Below are 19,882 nucleotides of genomic sequence, written 5' to 3' on the forward strand. Positions count from 1 at the left end.
AGAGTTAACTAGAAGTTTTGATTTCTTTTTTCCCATTTGATATCACTAAGAACGCCTGATTTTATTCCGATGTAGAAATTCCAACTAGCATTAGTGCCAAATGGAGTCCAGTTAAAATCCATTCTCCAACTCATTAAATCTCTTTCAAAACGCAATTGAGTAAAGGTAACTCCATTTTGAACAAAGTCATATCCGGTAGAAATACCAGCTTTCCATTTTGGAGTTAAATCAGTATTAGCTGAGATCATTATAGAATTTCCGGTTATTTTTTTCTCTCTATTGTTATTTCCATAAGTCAAAGAATAGGCAAATGTCATGTCCCAAGGTAATTTTGATCTAAAGAATTCACTAATGGCATCTTCACTTTTATCATCTTCATTGAATTGGCTATTCTTTCGATAGCTTCCGGTATCGATATCTGATCCAAATAAATCATCTTCTCGACCTCCATTTCTTGCGGCTTGTGAATTAGTTTTATCTTTTTTCTCACCTCTTCTGGTAAGGGAATAGTTCATTGTTAAATTAGCGCTTGTCATTCTAAAAAGACTACCGCCGTTATTGATATTGTAAACATTGATTCTATTTCCTGAATTATCTATCGCATAAGGATCTAATGTAGCTCCAAAATTTGCATTCAATGTGTTATCGAAGAATTGTGTTCCTCCACTTACTCTTACTGGAGCCCAAGCAAGTTCTTTTGCATTTGCATCATAACTGGTTGATAAATTCAAGTTATTTAGCAGCATTATTTTTTTAGGCTCAGTCTTGGTAGTATCCTTATCAGTAACCTTTGCTTCAAATGTATTGCTAAGGTTAAATCCAAAAGAGTTTGAGCTATTTAGTCCTGGTGAACCATATATACCGCCTTCAAACCGTGTATAATCCTTTTGCATTCCACCACTACCATCTGTCGCATAAGTATCGTAGTACTTCTCAAAACTTGGGGTGTAGCTATGAGAAATTGCTGGCCTCATAACGTGCCTGATTGATTTTATTTTTTTATCATTTCCAAAATTGAAAGTTCCATAAATTGTTGTTCCAATACTTGTTGAAGAAGAATACGTTCTAAAAGCATCAAAACCCTTTACATCTGTTGTAACTACAGTTGCTAGTTGATTGTCATAATGTTTTTCGATGGTTTTGAAATACCAAACTTCGTCATAATTTACCGATGTAGACACACTAAAATATTTAAAAACCTTAAAGTTTGTACTTAAAGGAATAGAATGTTGGAATCCAATATCAGCATTTTGAAACATTTCTGGTTTGAAAAATAAAGAGTCAGTCGTTACAAAGCTGTTTTTACCATTCAAGTTATATTGCAAATTGATGTTTTTGATAAATCCTTTTTTTGCAGCATCATTTTTTGCAAATGGATAAATTCGATCCAAACTGAACTGCAATGTAGGAAGGGTCATGTTGATTTCCTTCGTATTTGTGTTTTGAGAATGCGTAGCTGTAAGTGATATTCGGCTTTCAGGAACGGTATGAAATACTGTACTATAGGAAATAGAAGAGCTTAATGTGTTGTTTAATGAGGATCCTACGTTGACTTGGTTGATCGTTTGTTTGAAGTATTCACTACTACCTAAATTCACAGAAGCAGATAATGTTGAATTTGGATTTGCTTTTGAGTCTTGTGAATGCGACCATTGGATATTGTAAATTCTTGTTTTAGAATAATCAGGATATCCTCTTTCGCTTACTATATTATTTTCAAATCGAACATTAAGATTTCCTTGATAATGATACCTGTTTGCATAAGATGATTGGGCTGCTAAAGCATAACTTCCATTAGTGTAATAATCTCCAGTAAGGGTTAAATTATAATGGTCACTTATCGCAAAATAATATCCTCCATTCTGTAGTGAGAAACCTTTGGTATTTGAATCGTTATAAGAAGGTAGAATAACTCCAGAAACACTAGTTTCTTTTGATAATGGAAAATAAGCAAAAGGTAAATACAAAGGAGTTGGGACACCCGCAATTACCATATAAGTTGATCCTGTAACAATTTTTTTGCCAGGAATAAATTTTATTTTATTGGTTTGAAAATAATATTCAGGATTGTCAACATCCTTCGCGGTTGTAAATCTAGCTCCTTTAAGGAAATATACAGAATCATTTTCTTTTTTAGTAATAGCCGCTTTTACATTAAATTCCCCTTGAGTTGTTCTGGAATTCCAAATTAATGCTTTTTTTGTTTTGAAATTGAAACGAATTGAATCTGGCTGTATTTCATTGGAACCTTGTTTGAAATTAGGAAATTGAGTGTAATTGCCAAGAGAATCTTTAATTCGTCCAGCATAAACCTCGTTTTTTTCATAATCCATAACAATAATACCCGATTTTAATTCAACATCCTGGTAATATAATTCGGCTTTGTCGTATAAAGTAATGAGCTTTTTCTTTTGCTCTATTTTTGCGTATTTTTCGGCTCTGTATTTTACCTGTCCGTTTAGAAAAACTTTTTTAACCTTAACGGTATCTAATTTGACAGTATCAGTCGTTGTTTCAGCGGTAGGATTTTTATCTTTAGTTTCTTCTGTAGGTTTTGTAACTTCTTGTTTATTAGCAGGAATAGATGTCTGTTTCTTTTTTATATCTTGTGAATATAAATTAGAAGTACCTAAAGTTAGGAAAATTGATAGTAAAACGATATTAAATAAGTTTGTATGCAAAGGTTTTAATACTATTTTTGTAAAATGAAGACTCGAATATTTTTGAGCCAAAATTACTATATTTTTTCGGCAAAAATAATCAAAACATAAATTTAAAACAGAACTCTTGTAATTAAATTAACTATTAGATGAATATCTCGAAAAAAATAAAAATCGCGTTCACGTTTTTAATAGTGATGTTAATGGTTGATACATCTGCACAATCCAATAATTTTAAAATTACATTAGATGCGGGTCATGGAGCCCATGATTTTGGAGCTGTTTATAGTGGAAGAATCGAAAAAAATATTGCTTTAGCAATTGTATTAAAAGTTGGTAAGATTTTGGAAACTTATCCTAAAATTGATGTCATTTATACTCGAAAAACAGACGTTTTTATTGACTTGGTTGAACGTGCTAATATAGCCAATAGAGCTGATTCACACATTTTTGTTTCTATTCATTGTAATGCAAATAAAAATTTAGCTGCCGATGGTACCGAAACTTATGTGATGGGGATGACTAAAGTGGCTTCAAATTTAGAAGCGGCTAAAAAGGAAAATGCCGTTATTACTTTAGAAAAAGATTACAAACAAAAATATGAAGGTTTTGATCCGAATTCTCCAGAGACAATGATCGGTATGACTTTGATGCAAGAGGAATATCTGGAAAACAGTATTTCATTGGCAAGTAAAGTGGAAGAAGCTTTTGCTTTATTAGGAAAAAAATTGCGTCAAGGTGGTGTAAAACAAGCTCCTTATATGGTTTTGCATAAAGCCTATATGCCGAGAGTTTTAATTGAGACCGGATTTGTATCTAATGCTGTTGAAGGTGAAACACTAAATTCGGAACAAGGTCAAAATGATATTGCCAAAGCAATTGCTAATGCTATCATAAGCTATAAAAATGAATATTTTGGAGATGGTGGAGCAGAAACCTTTGGAGAAAAACCATCACAAATATTGAAAGAAAATCCAGTAAAAACTTCTGAAAGCCCAGTCAAAACTCCTGTAGTTACTGAGGAGAATAAAACCATTATTAAAAAAGATACTTTAGGGTCGATATATAAAATTCAACTTTCGGCTAGTAAGAAAAAGTTGGCTTTGGAACCAAGAAATTTCAAAGGATTAAAAAATGTATCGGTTGTCTATGAAGATAATATTTATAAATATTTATACGGTGATACTGCTGATTATGAAGAAGCAAAAAGCCAATTAAAGGAAGTAAAATCGAAAGGATATGATTCGGCTTTTTTGATTGCATTTAAAAACGGAAAAAAAATAAGCATTCAGGAGGCTATCAAATAATTTTAGTTCCAATATTTTATATTAATTTTACCCATTAAAAAAACGAAAATTTTGAAAATTACAAGAGAAATAAAAACAGCTATTTTAGTTATTACATCAATTTTATTATTCATTTGGGGATACAATTACTTAAAAGGGAATGATCTTTTTAATACATATAGATTTTTTTACGTAGAATATGAAAATGTTGAAGGACTTGCTCCATCTGCTCCTGTAACTATTAATGGATTAGTTATTGGTAAAGTAAAAACGATAACACTAACTGAAAATGGTAAACTGTTGGTTAAATTGCAAATAGATACTGATTTTCCGATTTCTAAAACAAGTACAGCATCAATTTATGACGCAAGTCTTATAGGAGGTAAACAATTAGCGATTAACCCTAATTATTCAGATAAAAATATTGCCGAAAGTGGTGATTATTTAAAAGGGACTATCGAAGTGAGTTTGGTAGATTCATTAGGAGATAAAGCTGCACCAGCTTTGGCTAAAGTTGAAAAATTAATGAGCAGTGCTGATCAATTAGTTGTAAGTTTTAATGAGGTTTTGGATGCGAAAGGAAAAGCAGATTTAAAAAGGAGTTTAGCAGAACTTAGTGCTACTATGGAGCAATTTCACAAAGTAGCTTCGAATGCTAATGTAATTTTAGAAGAGAATAAAGGTCAATTGAAAGGAGTAGTTACTAATTTTAATAAAGTCTCTGATAATTTTGTTAAAATTTCTGATTCTTTGAATAAAGCAAATTTGGGTCTTGCCGTTAAAAATTTAAATGCAACATTATACAAAGTTGATGGCATAATGAAAGGAATAGAATCTGGTCAAGGTACAATGGGTAAATTGATGAAAGATGATGCTTTATATGCGAATTTAGAAAAAACTTCAAAAGAGCTAGAATTGCTTTTACAAGATGTGAGATTGAATCCAACTCGATATGTAAATGTTTCTGTTTTTGGTAAAAAGAACAAACCATACGTTGCACCAACTGATACTATAACAAAAGCTAAAAACTAGTTTTATGACTTATCTCAGTAGTATTTTATTTGCCATTGTACTGATTATTGGATTCGGATATTTTTATTTGAATGTCAAAAAAATCATTAGAAATATTAATCTTGGTATTGCCGTTGATCGTAAAGACAATGCAAAAGCAAGATGGAAAAATATGGCCATGATTGCTCTTGGACAATCAAAAATGGTAAAACGTCCCGTAGCTGGAATATTGCATATTATAGTGTATGTTGGTTTCGTTATTATTAATATTGAATTATTAGAAATCATCATTGACGGCTTGTTCGGAACGCATAGAATTTTTGCTCCAATTGGAGTTGTTTATGATGTTTTAATTGGTTCTTTTGAAATATTGGCATTTTTAGTTTTAGTTGCTGTTTCTATATTTTTGATAAGAAGAAATGTCATTAAGTTGAAAAGATTTATACATTCTGATTTAAAAGGCTGGCCAAAAGGCGATGCTAATTATATTTTGTATTTTGAGATTACGTTGATGTCTTTGTTTTTATTGATGAATGCTTCTGATTTGCATTTGCAAAATGTACCTGGAGGTTTTTCTCATTTTATAAAAGCAGGTTCTTTTCCAATAAGTCAATTTATTGCTCCAGTTTTTAATGGAATGTCTAATGAATTGGTGATGTTGCTTAATGAAGGTTTTTGGTGGTTACATATTGTTGGCATATTGGTTTTTATGAATTATTTATATTTTTCAAAACACCTTCACATTTTGTTAGCTTTTCCAAATACCTATTTTGCTAATTTAAATCCGCAAGGACAATTTGACAATTTAGCTTCTGTAACTGCTGAAGTAAAATTAATGATGGATCCAAATGCAGACCCATTTGCGGCAGCACCAGTTTCTGAAAATGAAGTACCAAGTAAGTTTGGGGCTAGTGATATTCAAGATTTAAATTGGGTTCAATTACTAAATGCTTACACGTGTACAGAATGTGGTCGTTGTACTTCTTCATGTCCAGCCAATCAAACTGGTAAAAAATTGTCTCCTCGTAAAATTATGATGGATACAAGAGATAGAGTAGAAGAAGTAGGTCGAAATATTGATGCTAATAATGGTGTTTTTATACCAGATAATAAATCTTTATTAAACGATTATATTACTCCAGAAGAGTTGTGGGCTTGTACTTCATGTAATGCATGTGTAGAGGAATGTCCGGTAAATATCAGTCCGCTTTCTATTATTATGGAAATGAGACGTTATCTTGTTATGGAACAAAGTGCTGCTCCAATGCCTATAAATTCGATGATGACTAATATTGAAAACAATGGAGCGCCTTGGCAATATAGTCAACAAGATCGTTTGAATTGGAAAAACGAAATATAGTTGAATCGTTTAATCGTTTAAAAGTTTTATAGATTAAACAATTGACAAATAAACGATTCAACATTAATCAGATTAAACAAAAAGAAATGTCAGAAAATTTAATAGTGCCAACAATGGCAGAAATGCTAGCCCAAGGAAAACAACCAGAAGTTTTATTTTGGGTGGGTTGCGCAGGAAGTTTTGACGATAGAGCTAAAAAAATCACTAAAGCATTTGTTCGAATATTAAATCGTTCTAATGTATCTTTTGCTGTTTTAGGTGCCGAAGAAAGTTGTACTGGAGATCCTGCAAAAAGAGCGGGTAATGAGTTTTTGTTCCAAATGCAGGCAATGATGAATATCGAAGTGCTTAATGCTTATGAGGCTAAGAAAATTGTAACCGCTTGTCCACATTGTTTTAATACTTTGAAAAATGAATATCCAGAATTAGGTGGCCATTATGAAGTGGTACATCATACAGAATTTCTAAAATCATTATTGGATGAAGGTCGTTTAACGATTGAAGGCGGACAATTTAAAGGGAAACGAATTGCTTTTCATGATCCTTGTTATTTAGGCAGAGCTAATAATGTCTATGAAGCTCCTAGAGATTTAATTCAAAAACTGGATGTTGAATTGACCGAAATGAAGCGTTCTAAAGCAAATGGTCTATGTTGTGGAGCAGGAGGAGCTCAAATGTTTAAAGACGCTGAACCAGGAAACAAAGAAATCAACATAGAAAGAACAGAAGATGCTTTAGAAACAAAACCAGATATTATTGCAGCAGGTTGTCCTTTTTGTAATACCATGTTGACTGATGGTGTTAAACATAAAGAAAGAGAAGCTGATGTGAAAGTAATGGATATTGCTGAATTGATAGCTAATGCTCAAGATTTGTAGCATTTTTTTTTAAAATATAAAATCAAAAATCTGCAGTCTAAAATCTGCAATCTAAAATCATAATACCATGTACGTTCCTTTTGAAAATTTACCCGGAGAATCTAGAATTTGGATTTATCAATCAAATAGAAAATTTTCGGATGCGGAGTTTTCTGAAATTGAAACTGATTTGCAATCATTCCTTACCGAATGGGCTGCACATGGAACTAGTCTTGAATCGTCTTATTTATTGAAATACAATCGTTTTATTATTTTAGCGGTAAACCAAGATGTTCAAGCTGCAACAGGTTGTTCTATTGATTCTTCAGTAGAATTTATCCAAAGTTTGGAAAAAAAATACAATGTTGATTTATTAGACAAAATGAATGTAACCTTTAAATTGGGTGAACATATCGCGCATAAACCATTGATTGATTTCAAGAAAATGGTAAAAGACAAAGCGGTAACAGAAAATACAATCGTTTTTAATAATTTGGTTAATAATATTGAGGAGTTCAATGAATCTTGGGAAGTTCCTGCTATAGATAGTTGGCATAGTCGTTTTTTTTAATTCAAATTATATAAAATTCCTATGTTTAAAATTATTTATCTTTTTGCATTCTTATTTTGTTTTTCAATTTCAAATGCCCAAAATTCGGATATTGATCTTTTAAAAAAAATCAATCTCAATAGAAATACAGATTTTGAGCCTTTTATGAAAGGGATAACGAATAGTGCTATGCCTGTAAGTGTTGGTACTCCCATAATTATTTATGCTATTGGATTAATTGAAAAGGACAGTACCACAAAGAAAAAAGCAATTTTCATTGGTGAATCTTTAGCGGCTTCGGTATTTATTTCTTTGGCTCTAAAAAGCATTACCAAAAGAGACAGACCTTATGAAACGTATCCTGAAATAGAGAATGTTACTGAAGAATCTAGCTATTCTTTCCCTTCCGCTCATACTTCAGTGGCTTTTTCAACAGCAACCACATTGAGTATGGCATATCCCAAATGGTATGTAATCGCTCCGTCTTTTATATGGGCAGGTGCAGTTGGGTACTCTAGAATGTATCTTGGAGTACATTATCCTACAGATGTTTTAGCAGGCGCCATTGTGGGTAGTGGATCCGCTTTTTTGTGTTACAAGCTGAATAAATGGATCAATAAAAAAAGAGCTACGCATCAAAAAAAGCTTTGGGAATAATTGATATTTAATTTGAAATAATTTGGGCGTGCCCATCCAAAAAAAGTCGGGTCGGGTTTTCCGTTCCCGCTTTTTTCTATTTGGCGAAGAAAAATCGCCAAATAGAAAAAGAGCTCCACTGCAACCCCTCACGCAAAAAAAACGAAAAATTTACTCAACTTATTTTCAAAACAACATTTTTGGCTCACTTGAAAATTGTTAAAATTTAACTTTTTTTTTAAATAATCCCCATCTAATCTCCTTACTTTCGTTAGACTTAAAAATCACATTTAAAATGAGTACGACCTCAATGTGATATAAACATAGATGGTGATATTGCGAATTAAATATGACCAATAAAAAAAGAATCAAAAGTATATGAAAATAGCAATTGTTTGTTACCCCACATTTGGCGGAAGTGGTGTAGTTGCAACAGAATTAGGTTTAGAATTAGCTAGAAGAGGACACGAAATACATTTTATAACATATAGTCAGCCTGTACGTTTGGCGTTGTTAAACCCAAATGTGCATTATCATGAGGTAATTGTTCCAGAATATCCTCTTTTTCATTTTCAACCTTATGAATTGGCCTTGTCCAGTAAGCTGGTTGATATGGTCAAATTGTATAAAATTGAATTGCTACATGTGCATTATGCTATTCCGCATGCTTATGCGGGTTATATGGCTAAGCAAATGCTAAAAGACGAAGGAATTAATATTCCAATGGTGACTACATTACACGGAACCGATATTACTTTGGTTGGAAATCACCCTTTTTATAAGCCTGCTGTTACCTTTAGCATTAATAAATCAGATTATGTGACTTCAGTTTCGCAAAGTTTGAAAGATGATACTTTAAAGTTATTCAATATAAAAAATGAAATTCAGGTTATACCAAATTTTATCGAATTAAATAAAAATGAGTACGATCCAGCAATCCCTTGTAGCCGTTCGGTTATGGCAAATCCTGACGAAAGAATAATTACACATATTAGTAATTTTAGAAAAGTTAAGCGAATTCCAGATATCATTAAAATTTTCTATAAAATTCAAAAAGAAATTCCTGCTAAATTAATGATGGTTGGGGATGGTCCTGAAAAAGAGAAGGCAGAGAGATTGTGTAGAAAATATGGTATTCAGGACAAGGTGATATTTTTAGGAAATAGTAATGAAATAGACCGTATTTTATGCCTTACTGATTTATTTCTTTTGCCTTCAGAAACAGAAAGTTTTGGTCTGGCAGCTCTTGAAGCAATGGCTTGCGGAGTTCCAGTGATTTCTAGTAATTCGGGAGGTTTATCTGAAGTAAATGAAGATGGCGTATCTGGATATTTAAGTGATGTTGGCGAGGTTAATGAAATGGCTGATAACGCATTAAAAATATTGAAAGACGATGATGTTCTTAATGAGTTTAAAAAGAATGCATTACATGTAGCTGAAAAATTTGATATCAAAAATATTTTACCAATTTACGAGGACTTGTATATAAAAGCTATAAATAAATACAAATAATTAGCTCGATTTAGCTAAATTGAAATCCATCTTATTTTAAAAATTTAAGATGGATTTTTTTTTATTTTATTTGAAACATTTAATAATGTTTAGCTCAAAAGGATTATTTATTGATTTAAGAGATTACTATTAGATATCTTTAAAAATCATGATTTATAAAGATGTTTGATGAGTATAATGTGAAATATTACTAATTTATAATTTTTAGTTTAATTCATAAAACTTACATTTGCGTAAAATTTTATACAATGGCAGGAAATAGCTACGGAACACTATATAGAGTAACCACTTTTGGCGAATCACATGGAGAAGCATTGGGTGGAATTATTGACGGATGCCCATCAGGAATTCAACTGGATTTAGATGCAATTCAATTTGAAATGGCCAGAAGAAAACCTGGTCAATCAGCAATAGTTACCCAACGTAAAGAACCAGATGATGTACAGTTTTTATCTGGAATTTTTGAAGGAAAAACGACAGGTACACCAATTGGTTTTATTATTCCGAATACCAATCAAAAATCTGACGATTATTCTCATATTAAAGATAATTATAGACCAAGTCACGCTGATTATGTTTACGACAAGAAATATGGCTTTCGTGATTACAGAGGTGGTGGACGAAGTTCAGCACGTGAAACAGCAAGTAGAGTAGTAGCTGGTGCTATTGCAAAACAAATGCTACCTGAAATAAAATTCAATGCGTATGTTTCATCTGTTGGTCCAATTTTTCTAGAAAAACCATATCAGGAATTGGATTTTTCTAAAATAGAAAGCAATCCAGTACGTTGTCCTGATGAAGAATCTGCCATAATCATGGAAGAATATATTCGTCAAATTCGTAAAGAAGGTGATACAGTTGGAGGAACTGTTACCTGTGTTATTCAAAATGTGCCAATTGGATTAGGAGAGCCTGTATTTGATAAATTGCATGCCGAATTAGGTAAAGCAATGTTGTCTATCAACGCTGTAAAAGGTTTTGAATTTGGAAGCGGATTTGAAGGTGTTAAAATGAAAGGAAGTGAACACAATGATTTGTACAATCCAGACGGAACAACACAAACCAATCTTTCTGGAGGAATTCAAGGTGGAATAAGTAATGGTATGGATATTTATTTCCGAGTAGCTTTCAAGCCTGTGGCTACTATAATGCAAAAACAAGAATCTTTAGATAATAAAGGAAATATTACCGAAATGGTTGGGAAAGGGCGCCATGATCCATGCGTGGTTCCAAGAGCTGTTCCTATTGTTGAAGCAATGGCAGCTATTGTTTTAGCAGATTTCTTTCTTTTGAATAAAACCTATTTGTAATTGAAAATAATTTCACAACAAGTGCAATTTCTTAAAGTATTAGAAATTGCACTTGTTTTTTTAAGAAGAATAAAATATTCAGTATTTTGACGAGCTAAATATTGAAATGTAACCTTGAAATTAATTTAATGACTACAATTGAAACCAAAAAAGTATCTTTTTTTAAAGGATTAACAGGTCGGATTCTTATTGCAATGCTTATTGGAGCCCTATTGGGAGTTATTGTTCACAATACAGCAACGATAGAATCAGCACAAGAATTTAGTAACAAAATAAAAATGTTGGCTACTATTTTTATTAGGTTGGTACAAATGATTATTGCGCCCTTGGTTTTTACCACTTTGGTTGTAGGAATTGCAAAATTGGGTGATATAAAAGCGGTTGGAAGAATTGGAGGGAAGGCATTGGCTTGGTTTTTTACAGCTTCGTTTGTATCGCTTTTAATCGGAATGCTGTATGTTAATTTGCTACAACCAGGTATCGGATTAAATTTAACCAATGTGGATTTATCTAGTGTATCTGATGTTACGGCAAAAACTCAAAATTTATCTTTTGAAAATTTTGTTGAACATATAGTTCCCAAAAGTCTTTTTGAAGCAATGGCAACTAATGAAATTTTACAAATTGTAATTTTTTCTATATTCTTCGGATTAGCAATCGCTTCAGTTGGTGATTATGCAAAACCAGTGACAGACTTTTTGGATAGAACTTCACATATCGTTTTAAAAATGGTAAATTACGTAATGAAATTTGCACCAATAGGAGTTTTTGGAGCAATTGCTGGCGTATTTGCTGTTCGGGATTTTCAGGAATTAGCGATTACTTATTTTAAATTTTTTGGTTCTTTTCTTATCGGTATAAGTACACTTTGGATAGTTTTAATTGCTATTGGCTTTGTTTTTCTTGGAAAAAGAATGCAAATATTATTAAAACATATTATTGGTCCACTCATTATAGCCTTTGGAACAACAAGTTCTGAAGCTGTTTTTCCAAAACTTACTGAAGAGTTGGAACGATTTGGGGTTAAGGATAAAATAGTGTCTTTTATGCTGCCTCTAGGATATTCATTTAACCTTGATGGAAGTATGATGTACATGACTTTTGCGGGGATTTTTATTGCTCAGGCGTATGGCATACACCTTGATTATCCAACACAATTTACCATGCTTTTTGTTTTGATGTTAACAAGTAAAGGTATTGCTGGAGTTCCTAGAGCTAGTTTGGTAGTTGTAGCTGCAACTTGTGGTATGTTTAAAATTCCTATTGAAGGGATTGCATTAATATTGCCTATAGATCATTTTTGTGATATGTTTAGAAGCGCCACAAATGTTTTAGGAAATGCATTGGCAACATCTGTAGTAGGTAAATGGGAAGATGAAAGCGAAAAATCTTAAAGAAAATAAAATATTAGTTTGATTTTTAAAACGTAGTTTAAAGACTAAAATAGTATGTACAAAAGCAGTTACTTTTTAAAAAGTAGCTGCTTTTGTGTTTTTATAGGATTATTATTATATTGAAATATTCTTAACAAAAATGCCGTAAAATTGTATTTTTTTAATGTATATTTGAATAAATAACTTCTATTATGCCCCAAATAAGGATAGTTTTATTGATTTTTTTATGGATTAATTTTTTAGGAACAAGTGTAAATGGGCAAACTCGAAAGCCTACTAAAAAAGAAATTAATGAATTAATTGTATCGGCAACTAAGCTTAGAGAATCAGGAGATTTTGAAAAATCTTTATTGATTTCCAGAATGGCTTTGCGCAATGCGATATCCATAAAAGATAATATCCTTATTGCAGAAAATTATAATAATGTTGCTGCTAATTTTAATGCTTTATCAGAATTTGACAAAGCTATTTTTTACTATAAAAAAGCTTTAGAACATGCTGCTTTTACTCAAAATGATACTATAAAACAAAGAGTAAATAATAACCTTGGGAACATGTATTGTTTTGAGAAAAAGAAATACGATATCGGTATTCCTTACTATAAAAAAGCGATTGAATACAGCAAAAAAATTTCTGATTCTTCTCAATTGGTTTTTACTAATCTCAATTTAACGTGGGCTCTTTTTGATATAAATAAATTTAAAGAAGGAGAAGAAAGTTTAAAAATAATCAATTCCTATTACAAAAAACATAAGGACAATAGTGTTATTGTCGTTCTTAAAATGCTTAATGGCATGTATTCTAATTTTAAAAATGAGAATGCAAAATCTGACCTATATTTTAAAGATGCTATTCGGCTTGGAAATAATTTGAATCAAAAATCTGACTTGTCTTATTCACATTTTGAATACTCCAAGCTTTTGTTAAAACTAAAAGATTATAAAAATGCTTATCAGAATTTAGAAATCTATACGCGTCTCAATGATGAAATTTATACTGAAGAAAAATTAAAAAAAGCTGATGTGGAAGGTGTTAATTTTCAATTGGACGAATATAAGCGCACTATTGATAAAATTGAAAATGAAAAAGATTTACAGTTTCAAAGTTTAAAAAAATCAAGAATTATCGTTTTACTTTTTATAATTGTCATTTTTGTATTATTACTTTTTCTAAATTCATTAATCAAAAATAATAGATTCAGATTGAAATCAAATGCTGATTTATTACTTGCAAATGAAGAGTTGATTGTTGCAAATAAGAAAGCTCAAGAATCAGCTATGTTAAAAACACAATTTATCTCTACTATTAGTCACGAATTAAGAACTCCGTTATATGGTGTGGTTGGTATCGCTGATTTGCTGTTGGAAGAACATAAAGAACTTTCAAATAGTTCTCATTTAAATTCTTTAAAGTTTTCTGCTCGCTATTTATTGTCGCTAGTGAATGATATTTTGCAGATTAATAAAATTGAAGAGAATAAAATTGTTTTGGATAAAATGACATTTAATTTGATAGATGAATTTAGTATGATAAAAAATTCATTATCCTTCATTGCTAAAAAAAATAATAACAAAATACATATTGATGTTGATGCGTTAATTCCAGAAAGCTTAATTGGTGATAAACTTAGATTTGCTCAAATTTTAATGAATTTAGTTAGTAATGCTTTGAAATTTACTAAAAATGGAAAAATTGAGTTAAAGGCTAGGCAAATTAAAGTCGAAGGAGAAATACATTCAATTGAGATTAAAATAAAAGATAACGGGATAGGTATTTCTCCTTTAGATCAAGACAAAATTTTTGATAAATTTGTTCAGGTAGGCAGGAAAGAGCTTGATTATCAAGGAACAGGTTTAGGATTGTCTATTGTAAAAAGACTGTTGGAACTTTTTGGTAGTGATATTACTGTTGAAAGCGAATTAGGAAATGGTACTGTTTTTACTTTTTGTGTTGATTTTGAATGTAATTATATGAAAACTAACGAAATAATAAATAATATACAAGTAAATATGACCTCAAGTAAAATATTAAAAGTACTTGTAGTTGAAGATAATCATATTAATCAATTAATAACAAAAAAAACTATAGAGAAAAATAATTATTCTTGTAAAGTGGTTGATGATGGTTTTATGGCTTTGGATATTCTAATTGAAGAAGAGTTTGATGTTATTTTAATGGATATTAATATGCCTTTGATGAACGGATTTGAAACTTCACGACGAATAAGAGCGGAAGGAATTGAAACACCTATTATTGCTTTGACAGCTTTTGATAAAAATGAAATAACTGATGAGGCTATAATGGCAGGAATGAATGACATTATTGTAAAACCATTTGAATCGGTTCAGTTATTTAAAATTATTAATAGCCATATTTTAAAATATAAAAGTCTTGTTTAATAGACTTTTGTGCTGTTTCTCTCAAAAAAAAAACATCTTTTAAAGAATTTAAAAGATGTTTTTTGATTATTAGAAGTGAGTATTATGTCTTTTAATACCAACGTTTTTTGTTTTGTTTGGATGCATCAGATTTTCTAGATTTGTGTGCACCTCCACTACGATTTGAATTTTTAGGAGGTGTACTATCAGTAGTTGGACTTCCAGAGTGCCAAGGATAAGGATGATTATCTATGGTTTTTACATCAACTTTTATAAGTTTTTGAATGTCTTTCCAATAGTCTTTTTCGTCTTTACTGCAAAAAGAAATTGCAATTCCGCCATTTCCTGCACGACCGGTTCTACCAATTCGGTGAACGTAGGTTTCAGGAATATTAGGTAAGTCAAAATTAATAACAAAAGGAAGTTGGTCAATATCTATACCACGTGCTGCAATATCGGTGGCTACAAGTACTCCGACTTCTTTGTTTTTAAATGCGTCTAAAACTCTTTGTCTTGCATTTTGTGATTTATCTCCATGTATGGCTTCGGCAGGAATGTCTTTTTTTCTCAGTGCTTTTACCACATTATCAGCACCATGTTTTGTTCTTGAAAAAACAAGTACATTAGATAGGTTTTCGTTTTTTATCAGGTGATATAATAGGTTTCTTTTTTCTGTTTTTTCAACAAAATATACACGCTGTTCTACATTCTCTGCTGTAGATGAAACAGGTGAAACAGTTACCGTTTCTGGCGATGTAAGAAACATTTCAGCCAATTCTCTTATGGCGATAGGCATGGTTGCCGAAAAGAAAAGAGTTTGTCTATTTTTTGGCGTAAGCTTTACTATTTTTTTCACATCATTAACAAAACCCATATCTAACATTTGATCTGCTTCATCTAATACTAAAGTATGTAAATGATCCAAATCAATAAAACCTTGTTTGTGTAGGTCTAATAGTCGTCCTGGCGTTGCTATTATAATGTCAACTCCATTTTTTAAAGCATCTACTTGTGGATTTTGAGAAACACCTCCAAAAAGTGTTAGTTGTGTTAAATTGGTGTATTTGCCATAAGTATCAAAGCTTTGTCCAATTTGAACAGCTAATTCTCTTGTAGGAGTAACAACAAGTGCTCGGATTACTTTTGCTTTTTTTGATGAACCTACTATTCTGTGTAATTGATGTATAATTGGAATTGCAAATGCAGCAGTTTTTCCTGTTCCTGTTTGCGCACAACCTATCAAATCTTTTCCTGCCAATACAATTGGAATGGATTGTTCTTGAATAGGTGTTGCTTGTGTATAGCCTTCTTCAAATACGGCTTTTTGTATACTTTTTGAAAGTGATAAGTCTTCGAATAACATATTTTTGATTTAAATATCTTGTATTTAGTACATAGATAAGGGCGCAAAGATAGTGTTATTATTTTGAAGAAAATTTTTTTGAGATTATGTAAGTATTTATTTCGGTATTAATTATTCTATGGAGTTATGCGATTTCATAAAATCAGTGACCAAGTAGCCAATAAGTTTACCAATTAAATGGTTGTTTTTGTCTTCTCCTAAATCGGGTGCTCCTTCACAAATATGTAAATAAGTGGCATTTTTATTTTTAGCAAAATAAGAAACAAACTGACGAAGCTCTTCAATAGAAAAACCGCTTAATGTCATAGCGCTACTCGCAATATTAGGAATAGCATCCAAATCAATTTCAATTCCAAATGGATCATTTTTGATGAAATCAAGCGCAGTGACCATTTCTTCAGAAAAGTTTTTTTCTTTTCTAATATTAATACTGTCATAGGTGTTGTGTCGAACACGATCTTCAATTTTTTTCATAATATCCAAAACACTTTTGGAAGTATAATTTTCATGAAGACCAAAAATGAAATATTTTTTTAAAAAACCTTCCTCAAAAGCATAGGAGAAACCATTTCCACTATGGCGGCCTTCCAAAATTCTAAAATCAGAATGTGCATCAAAATTGACGGCATTTATGGCTTTACCTTTTGCTAAAGCAGAACCTTTAATATTTCCATAAGCATTATTATGCCCACCACCAATTACAATTGGGATTTTACCTGCCTGAACTATTTTGCAAATGATATGGGAAACTTCTTTATCTATTTTCTCTACTAACTGACTTAGTTTAGAACGGTCGTCAATGTCATTAAAATCAAGGTTTTCGACTTCCTTCATTTCAGTTTGAACATTCAGATGTCCTAAAATAATAATTTGATTTCCTTTTGAGAAACGATTATGCTGGATATTAGCAATGCTATGTATGGCACTTTTCCAGGCAGATGCAGCTCCAGGTCTTCCGTAATTGGCTCTGATTCCTATGTCTTCAGGAATTCCAAACAAAACGAATTTGGCCTCACTGTTTTTTATGAAATTAAATGGTTCTGTATTTTTGGGAACAACAAGTATTTTCTCGCCAAATTTTATTTCACCACTTCTGTGGTTTGTTACTTTAGCTAGGTCGTTAATACTGAACGTGATAAGTTTTTCCATAAAAAAATATTTTACAAAAATAATATAATTGTATTAAGTTGCGTTATGTATATTATTAAATTTGTAAAAAACAATATAAATATCAACATGGAAAATCAAAAAAACAATTCGAGTCTAAAAGCTGTAATAGCTGTTTTGGCTATTTTATTAGTAGGTAGTTTAGTTTATATTTTTAAAATGTCTTCAGAAGTAGAATCAGTTCATACTGAAATTGTAAAAGTAGGTTCTGAAAAAGAGTCTGTAATGAAAGATTTGCAAGATCTTAAAGCAACTTATGACGCTGCAATCGCAGAAAATACCTCAATGTCTGAAGAGTTGATACAAGAAAGGGATAAAGTAGTTAATTTGATGGATCAGATTAAAAAATCAAATGGAGATGTATCAAAATACAGGAATCAGGTAAAATCGATGCAAGGACACTTGAAACAGTTGATGGAAGAAAATGAAGGTTTGAAAAAACAAAATGTTACTTTGGCGAATCAACGTGATAGTACAGTAGTTGTTTTGGGTGAATCAAAAAAATTCAACGAAGTTTTAGTTGGTCAAAACGAAGAATTATCTAAAACAGTTGAAAGAGGTGGGAAATTATCTGTTTTGAATTTGCAAACTTCAGCTTATAAATTAAGAAGTTCTGGGAAAGAAATAGCAACAGATAAAGCAAGTAGAGCTGATGTTCTTAAAATTAGTTTTACTATTGCTGAGAATTCAATTGCAAAATCTGGAGATAAAGATTATTATGTACAAGTTATCGATAGTAAAAATAATGTTTTAGGTGAAGCTAAAACAATTAATTTTGAAGAAAAGGTTTTGAAGTACAGTTTTATTTCTAGAGTGAAATATGAAAACAAAACAGTTCAAGTTTCTCAAGATTTAGCAGGGAAAGATTTTGCTAAAGGATTATACTCAGTAAACGTTTTTGATAAAGATCAATTGGTTTCAACTACTAATTTTTCTTTGAAATAATAAGAAGTTTTTATAGAAAAAAGAGCGATATTCATTTGAATATCGCTCTTTTTTTTTTGCTTTAATTTTAGCGAAAAATTAATATATTTTGCCGTCTAAGATTACACTATCTATTAAATTACTAGCAAAAGCATAAGGCAATTGGTAATAAGATGGGATTTCTTTTGTGATGATTAGATTGGCTTTTTTTCCTTTGGTAATGCTTCCATGAGTTTTGGAAATTCCCATCGCATAAGCGCCATTAATTGTTGCTGCATTTATAGCTTCTTCAGGAGTCATTTTCATTTTAATGCAGGCGGTTGCCACTACAAAATTCATATTTCCTGATGGAGTAGAGCCAGGATTGTAATCTGTAGCAAGTGCCAATGGAAGTCCAGCGCTAATCATTTCACGAGTTGGTGTGTAAGGAATGCTTAAAAAATAAGAGCAAGAAGGTAAAGCTACTGGCATTGTTTCAGTGTTTTTTAAAGCTTCAATGTCTTCGGGATTCATAATTTCCAAATGATCTACTGAAAGCGCGTTGTATTTTACACTAGCTTGTATTCCTCCAATAGAATTGAATTGATTGACGTGAATTTTTGGTTTTAAGCCAAATTGAATTCCAGCACGCATTATTTCTTCAGTTTCTTCAACAGAGAAATAACCTGTTTCGCAAAAAACATCAATGAAATCGGCTAATTTGTTTTTAGCTATTTCAGGAAGCATTTCGTTAATGATGCAATCAATATAGCCTCTTTTATTGTTTTTAAAAACACTAGGGAAGGCGTGAGCACCTAAAAAAGTTGCTTTTATTGTTATTGGGAAATTGTGAGCTAATTGTTTGATGACGCGAAGCATTTTGAGTTCGCCTTCAACAGTTAGCCCATAACCTGATTTAATTTCGACGGCTCCCGTTCCCAATCGCATTATTTCTTCTAGTCTTGCTTTCGATTGGTTGTAAATTTCCTCTTCTGAAGTTTCGTTTAGCTTTTTGGCTGAATTTAAGATTCCACCGCCGCGATTGGCAATTTCTTCATAGGTCATACCATTTATACGATCTACAAATTCTTGTTCGCGATTACCAGCATACACAATATGCGTATGACTGTCACACCAAGTAGGTAAAACTATTTTTCCTGATGCATCAATAGTTGAATCTACTGTTGTCTTAGGGAGATTATCCATTGAACCAAAATCAACAATTACATCGTCTTTTATCAATAAAAAAGCATTTTTAATGGTTGGTAAAACTGCCATTTCAGCTCCCGAAACTTTTAAAATAGAATTTTCGCGAACTTGCAATAGCTCTTTGATGTTGGTAATAAGAGTTGTCATTTTATGTTTTTTGGTCTCAGATTTTAGTCAAAATTACGTGCTTTTGTACATTTTCCTTTTAGGTTCTAAAAAAGTTTACCGCAAATTCGCAAATTATTTTATACTTTTAAGTGTGTAATTTGCGAATTTGCGGTTTCTT

The 19,882-nt window shown here is 31.4% G+C and carries 16 protein-coding genes; 11 read left to right on the forward strand and 5 right to left on the reverse strand.

Features of this window, described 5'->3' with window-relative positions; genetic code table 11:
• Positions 1 to 8 precede the first annotated feature (8 nt).
• Positions 9 to 2,681 carry a putative LPS assembly protein LptD gene (locus tag ACUN3A_RS17250; protein WP_445552524.1) on the reverse strand — a complete coding sequence of 891 codons (2,673 nt, stop codon included), beginning with the start codon at positions 2,679 to 2,681 and terminating at the stop codon, positions 9 to 11.
• Positions 2,682 to 2,809: 128 nt separating this feature from the next.
• On the opposite strand from ACUN3A_RS17250, the gene ACUN3A_RS17255 reads away from it, so the two are divergent.
• The 9 genes from ACUN3A_RS17255 (at position 2,810) to ACUN3A_RS17295 (ending at position 12,576) form a co-directional block, all read left to right on the forward strand.
• Positions 2,810 to 3,967, forward strand: a complete 1,158-nt coding sequence (locus ACUN3A_RS17255; RefSeq protein WP_445552525.1) for an N-acetylmuramoyl-L-alanine amidase family protein — start codon at positions 2,810 to 2,812, stop codon at positions 3,965 to 3,967.
• Positions 3,968 to 4,018: 51 nt separating this feature from the next.
• Positions 4,019 to 4,978 carry an MlaD family protein gene (locus ACUN3A_RS17260; protein ID WP_445552526.1) on the forward strand — a complete coding sequence of 320 codons (960 nt, stop codon included), beginning with the start codon at positions 4,019 to 4,021 and terminating at the stop codon, positions 4,976 to 4,978.
• Positions 4,979 to 4,982: 4 nt separating this feature from the next.
• Positions 4,983 to 6,317, forward strand: coding sequence for a 4Fe-4S dicluster domain-containing protein (locus ACUN3A_RS17265; protein WP_445552527.1), 1,335 nt, complete (start codon positions 4,983 to 4,985; stop codon positions 6,315 to 6,317).
• A gap of 86 nt (positions 6,318 to 6,403) precedes the next feature.
• Complete coding sequence (locus ACUN3A_RS17270) at positions 6,404 to 7,195, forward strand: (Fe-S)-binding protein (protein WP_445552528.1); 792 nt, start codon at positions 6,404 to 6,406, stop codon at positions 7,193 to 7,195.
• A gap of 67 nt (positions 7,196 to 7,262) precedes the next feature.
• The gene (locus ACUN3A_RS17275; protein WP_445552529.1) at positions 7,263 to 7,745 is read left to right on the forward strand and encodes an ABC transporter ATPase; all 483 of its coding nucleotides are present in this window, start codon (positions 7,263 to 7,265) and stop codon (positions 7,743 to 7,745) included.
• A gap of 21 nt (positions 7,746 to 7,766) precedes the next feature.
• Positions 7,767 to 8,381, forward strand: a complete 615-nt coding sequence (locus ACUN3A_RS17280) for a phosphatase PAP2 family protein (RefSeq protein WP_445552530.1) — start codon at positions 7,767 to 7,769, stop codon at positions 8,379 to 8,381.
• A 357-nt stretch (positions 8,382 to 8,738) separates the two neighbouring features.
• On the forward strand, positions 8,739 to 9,872 hold the full coding sequence (gene bshA, locus ACUN3A_RS17285) for an N-acetyl-alpha-D-glucosaminyl L-malate synthase BshA (RefSeq protein WP_445552531.1): 1,134 nt from the start codon (positions 8,739 to 8,741) through the stop codon (positions 9,870 to 9,872).
• Positions 9,873 to 10,120: 248 nt separating this feature from the next.
• Positions 10,121 to 11,182, forward strand: a complete 1,062-nt coding sequence (gene aroC / locus ACUN3A_RS17290) for a chorismate synthase (protein WP_445552532.1) — start codon at positions 10,121 to 10,123, stop codon at positions 11,180 to 11,182.
• 128 nt (positions 11,183 to 11,310) lie between these two features.
• Entirely contained in the window at positions 11,311 to 12,576 is a 1,266-nt protein-coding gene (locus ACUN3A_RS17295; RefSeq protein ID WP_445552533.1) for a dicarboxylate/amino acid:cation symporter, read from the forward strand.
• 160 nt (positions 12,577 to 12,736) lie between these two features.
• Here ACUN3A_RS17295 and ACUN3A_RS17300 read toward each other — a convergent pair whose 3' ends face one another.
• Positions 12,737 to 12,964 (reverse strand): hypothetical protein, encoded by a 228-nt coding sequence (locus ACUN3A_RS17300; RefSeq protein WP_445552534.1) that lies wholly within the window; start codon positions 12,962 to 12,964, stop codon positions 12,737 to 12,739.
• Positions 12,965 to 13,130: 166 nt separating this feature from the next.
• On the opposite strand from ACUN3A_RS17300, the gene ACUN3A_RS17305 reads away from it, so the two are divergent.
• Entirely contained in the window at positions 13,131 to 14,975 is a 1,845-nt protein-coding gene (locus ACUN3A_RS17305; RefSeq protein WP_445552535.1) for a response regulator, read from the forward strand.
• A gap of 91 nt (positions 14,976 to 15,066) precedes the next feature.
• Here ACUN3A_RS17305 and ACUN3A_RS17310 read toward each other — a convergent pair whose 3' ends face one another.
• Together ACUN3A_RS17310 and ACUN3A_RS17315 are read right to left on the reverse strand one after the other, a co-directional pair.
• Positions 15,067 to 16,317, reverse strand: coding sequence for a DEAD/DEAH box helicase (locus ACUN3A_RS17310; protein ID WP_445552536.1), 1,251 nt, complete (start codon positions 16,315 to 16,317; stop codon positions 15,067 to 15,069).
• Between the two features lie 111 nt (positions 16,318 to 16,428).
• Positions 16,429 to 17,466, reverse strand: a complete 1,038-nt coding sequence (locus ACUN3A_RS17315) for a formimidoylglutamase (protein WP_445552537.1) — start codon at positions 17,464 to 17,466, stop codon at positions 16,429 to 16,431.
• Positions 17,467 to 17,553: 87 nt separating this feature from the next.
• On the opposite strand from ACUN3A_RS17315, the gene ACUN3A_RS17320 reads away from it, so the two are divergent.
• Positions 17,554 to 18,429, forward strand: a complete 876-nt coding sequence (locus ACUN3A_RS17320; protein WP_445552538.1) for a hypothetical protein — start codon at positions 17,554 to 17,556, stop codon at positions 18,427 to 18,429.
• Between the two features lie 78 nt (positions 18,430 to 18,507).
• On the opposite strand, the gene hutI is transcribed toward ACUN3A_RS17320, so the two are convergent.
• Positions 18,508 to 19,743, reverse strand: coding sequence for an imidazolonepropionase (gene hutI, locus ACUN3A_RS17325; RefSeq protein ID WP_445552539.1), 1,236 nt, complete (start codon positions 19,741 to 19,743; stop codon positions 18,508 to 18,510).
• Between the last annotated feature and the right edge of the window lie 139 nt (positions 19,744 to 19,882).

It is taken from the genome of Flavobacterium sp. WC2509, assembly GCF_052683105.1.

Bases quoted from the DNA above. Each gene is read 5' to 3' on its own strand.
- ACUN3A_RS17320 (WP_445552538.1), top strand. From the start codon at position 17,554: ATGGAAAATCAAAAAAACAATTCGAGTCTAAAAGCTGTAATAGCTGTT.
- ACUN3A_RS17255 (WP_445552525.1), top strand. From the start codon at position 2,810: ATGAATATCTCGAAAAAAATAAAAATCGCGTTCACGTTTTTAATAGTG.
- ACUN3A_RS17265 (WP_445552527.1), top strand. From the start codon at position 4,983: ATGACTTATCTCAGTAGTATTTTATTTGCCATTGTACTGATTATTGGA.
- ACUN3A_RS17295 (WP_445552533.1), top strand. From the start codon at position 11,311: ATGACTACAATTGAAACCAAAAAAGTATCTTTTTTTAAAGGATTAACA.
- ACUN3A_RS17270 (WP_445552528.1), top strand. From the start codon at position 6,404: ATGTCAGAAAATTTAATAGTGCCAACAATGGCAGAAATGCTAGCCCAA.
- aroC (WP_445552532.1), top strand. From the start codon at position 10,121: ATGGCAGGAAATAGCTACGGAACACTATATAGAGTAACCACTTTTGGC.
- hutI (WP_445552539.1), bottom strand. From the start codon at position 19,743: ATGACAACTCTTATTACCAACATCAAAGAGCTATTGCAAGTTCGCGAA.
- ACUN3A_RS17300 (WP_445552534.1), bottom strand. From the start codon at position 12,964: ATGGATATCGCATTGCGCAAAGCCATTCTGGAAATCAATAAAGATTTT.
- ACUN3A_RS17280 (WP_445552530.1), top strand. From the start codon at position 7,767: ATGTTTAAAATTATTTATCTTTTTGCATTCTTATTTTGTTTTTCAATT.
- bshA (WP_445552531.1), top strand. From the start codon at position 8,739: ATGAAAATAGCAATTGTTTGTTACCCCACATTTGGCGGAAGTGGTGTA.
- ACUN3A_RS17315 (WP_445552537.1), bottom strand. From the start codon at position 17,466: ATGGAAAAACTTATCACGTTCAGTATTAACGACCTAGCTAAAGTAACA.
- ACUN3A_RS17305 (WP_445552535.1), top strand. From the start codon at position 13,131: ATGTATTGTTTTGAGAAAAAGAAATACGATATCGGTATTCCTTACTAT.
- ACUN3A_RS17275 (WP_445552529.1), top strand. From the start codon at position 7,263: ATGTACGTTCCTTTTGAAAATTTACCCGGAGAATCTAGAATTTGGATT.
- ACUN3A_RS17310 (WP_445552536.1), bottom strand. From the start codon at position 16,317: ATGTTATTCGAAGACTTATCACTTTCAAAAAGTATACAAAAAGCCGTA.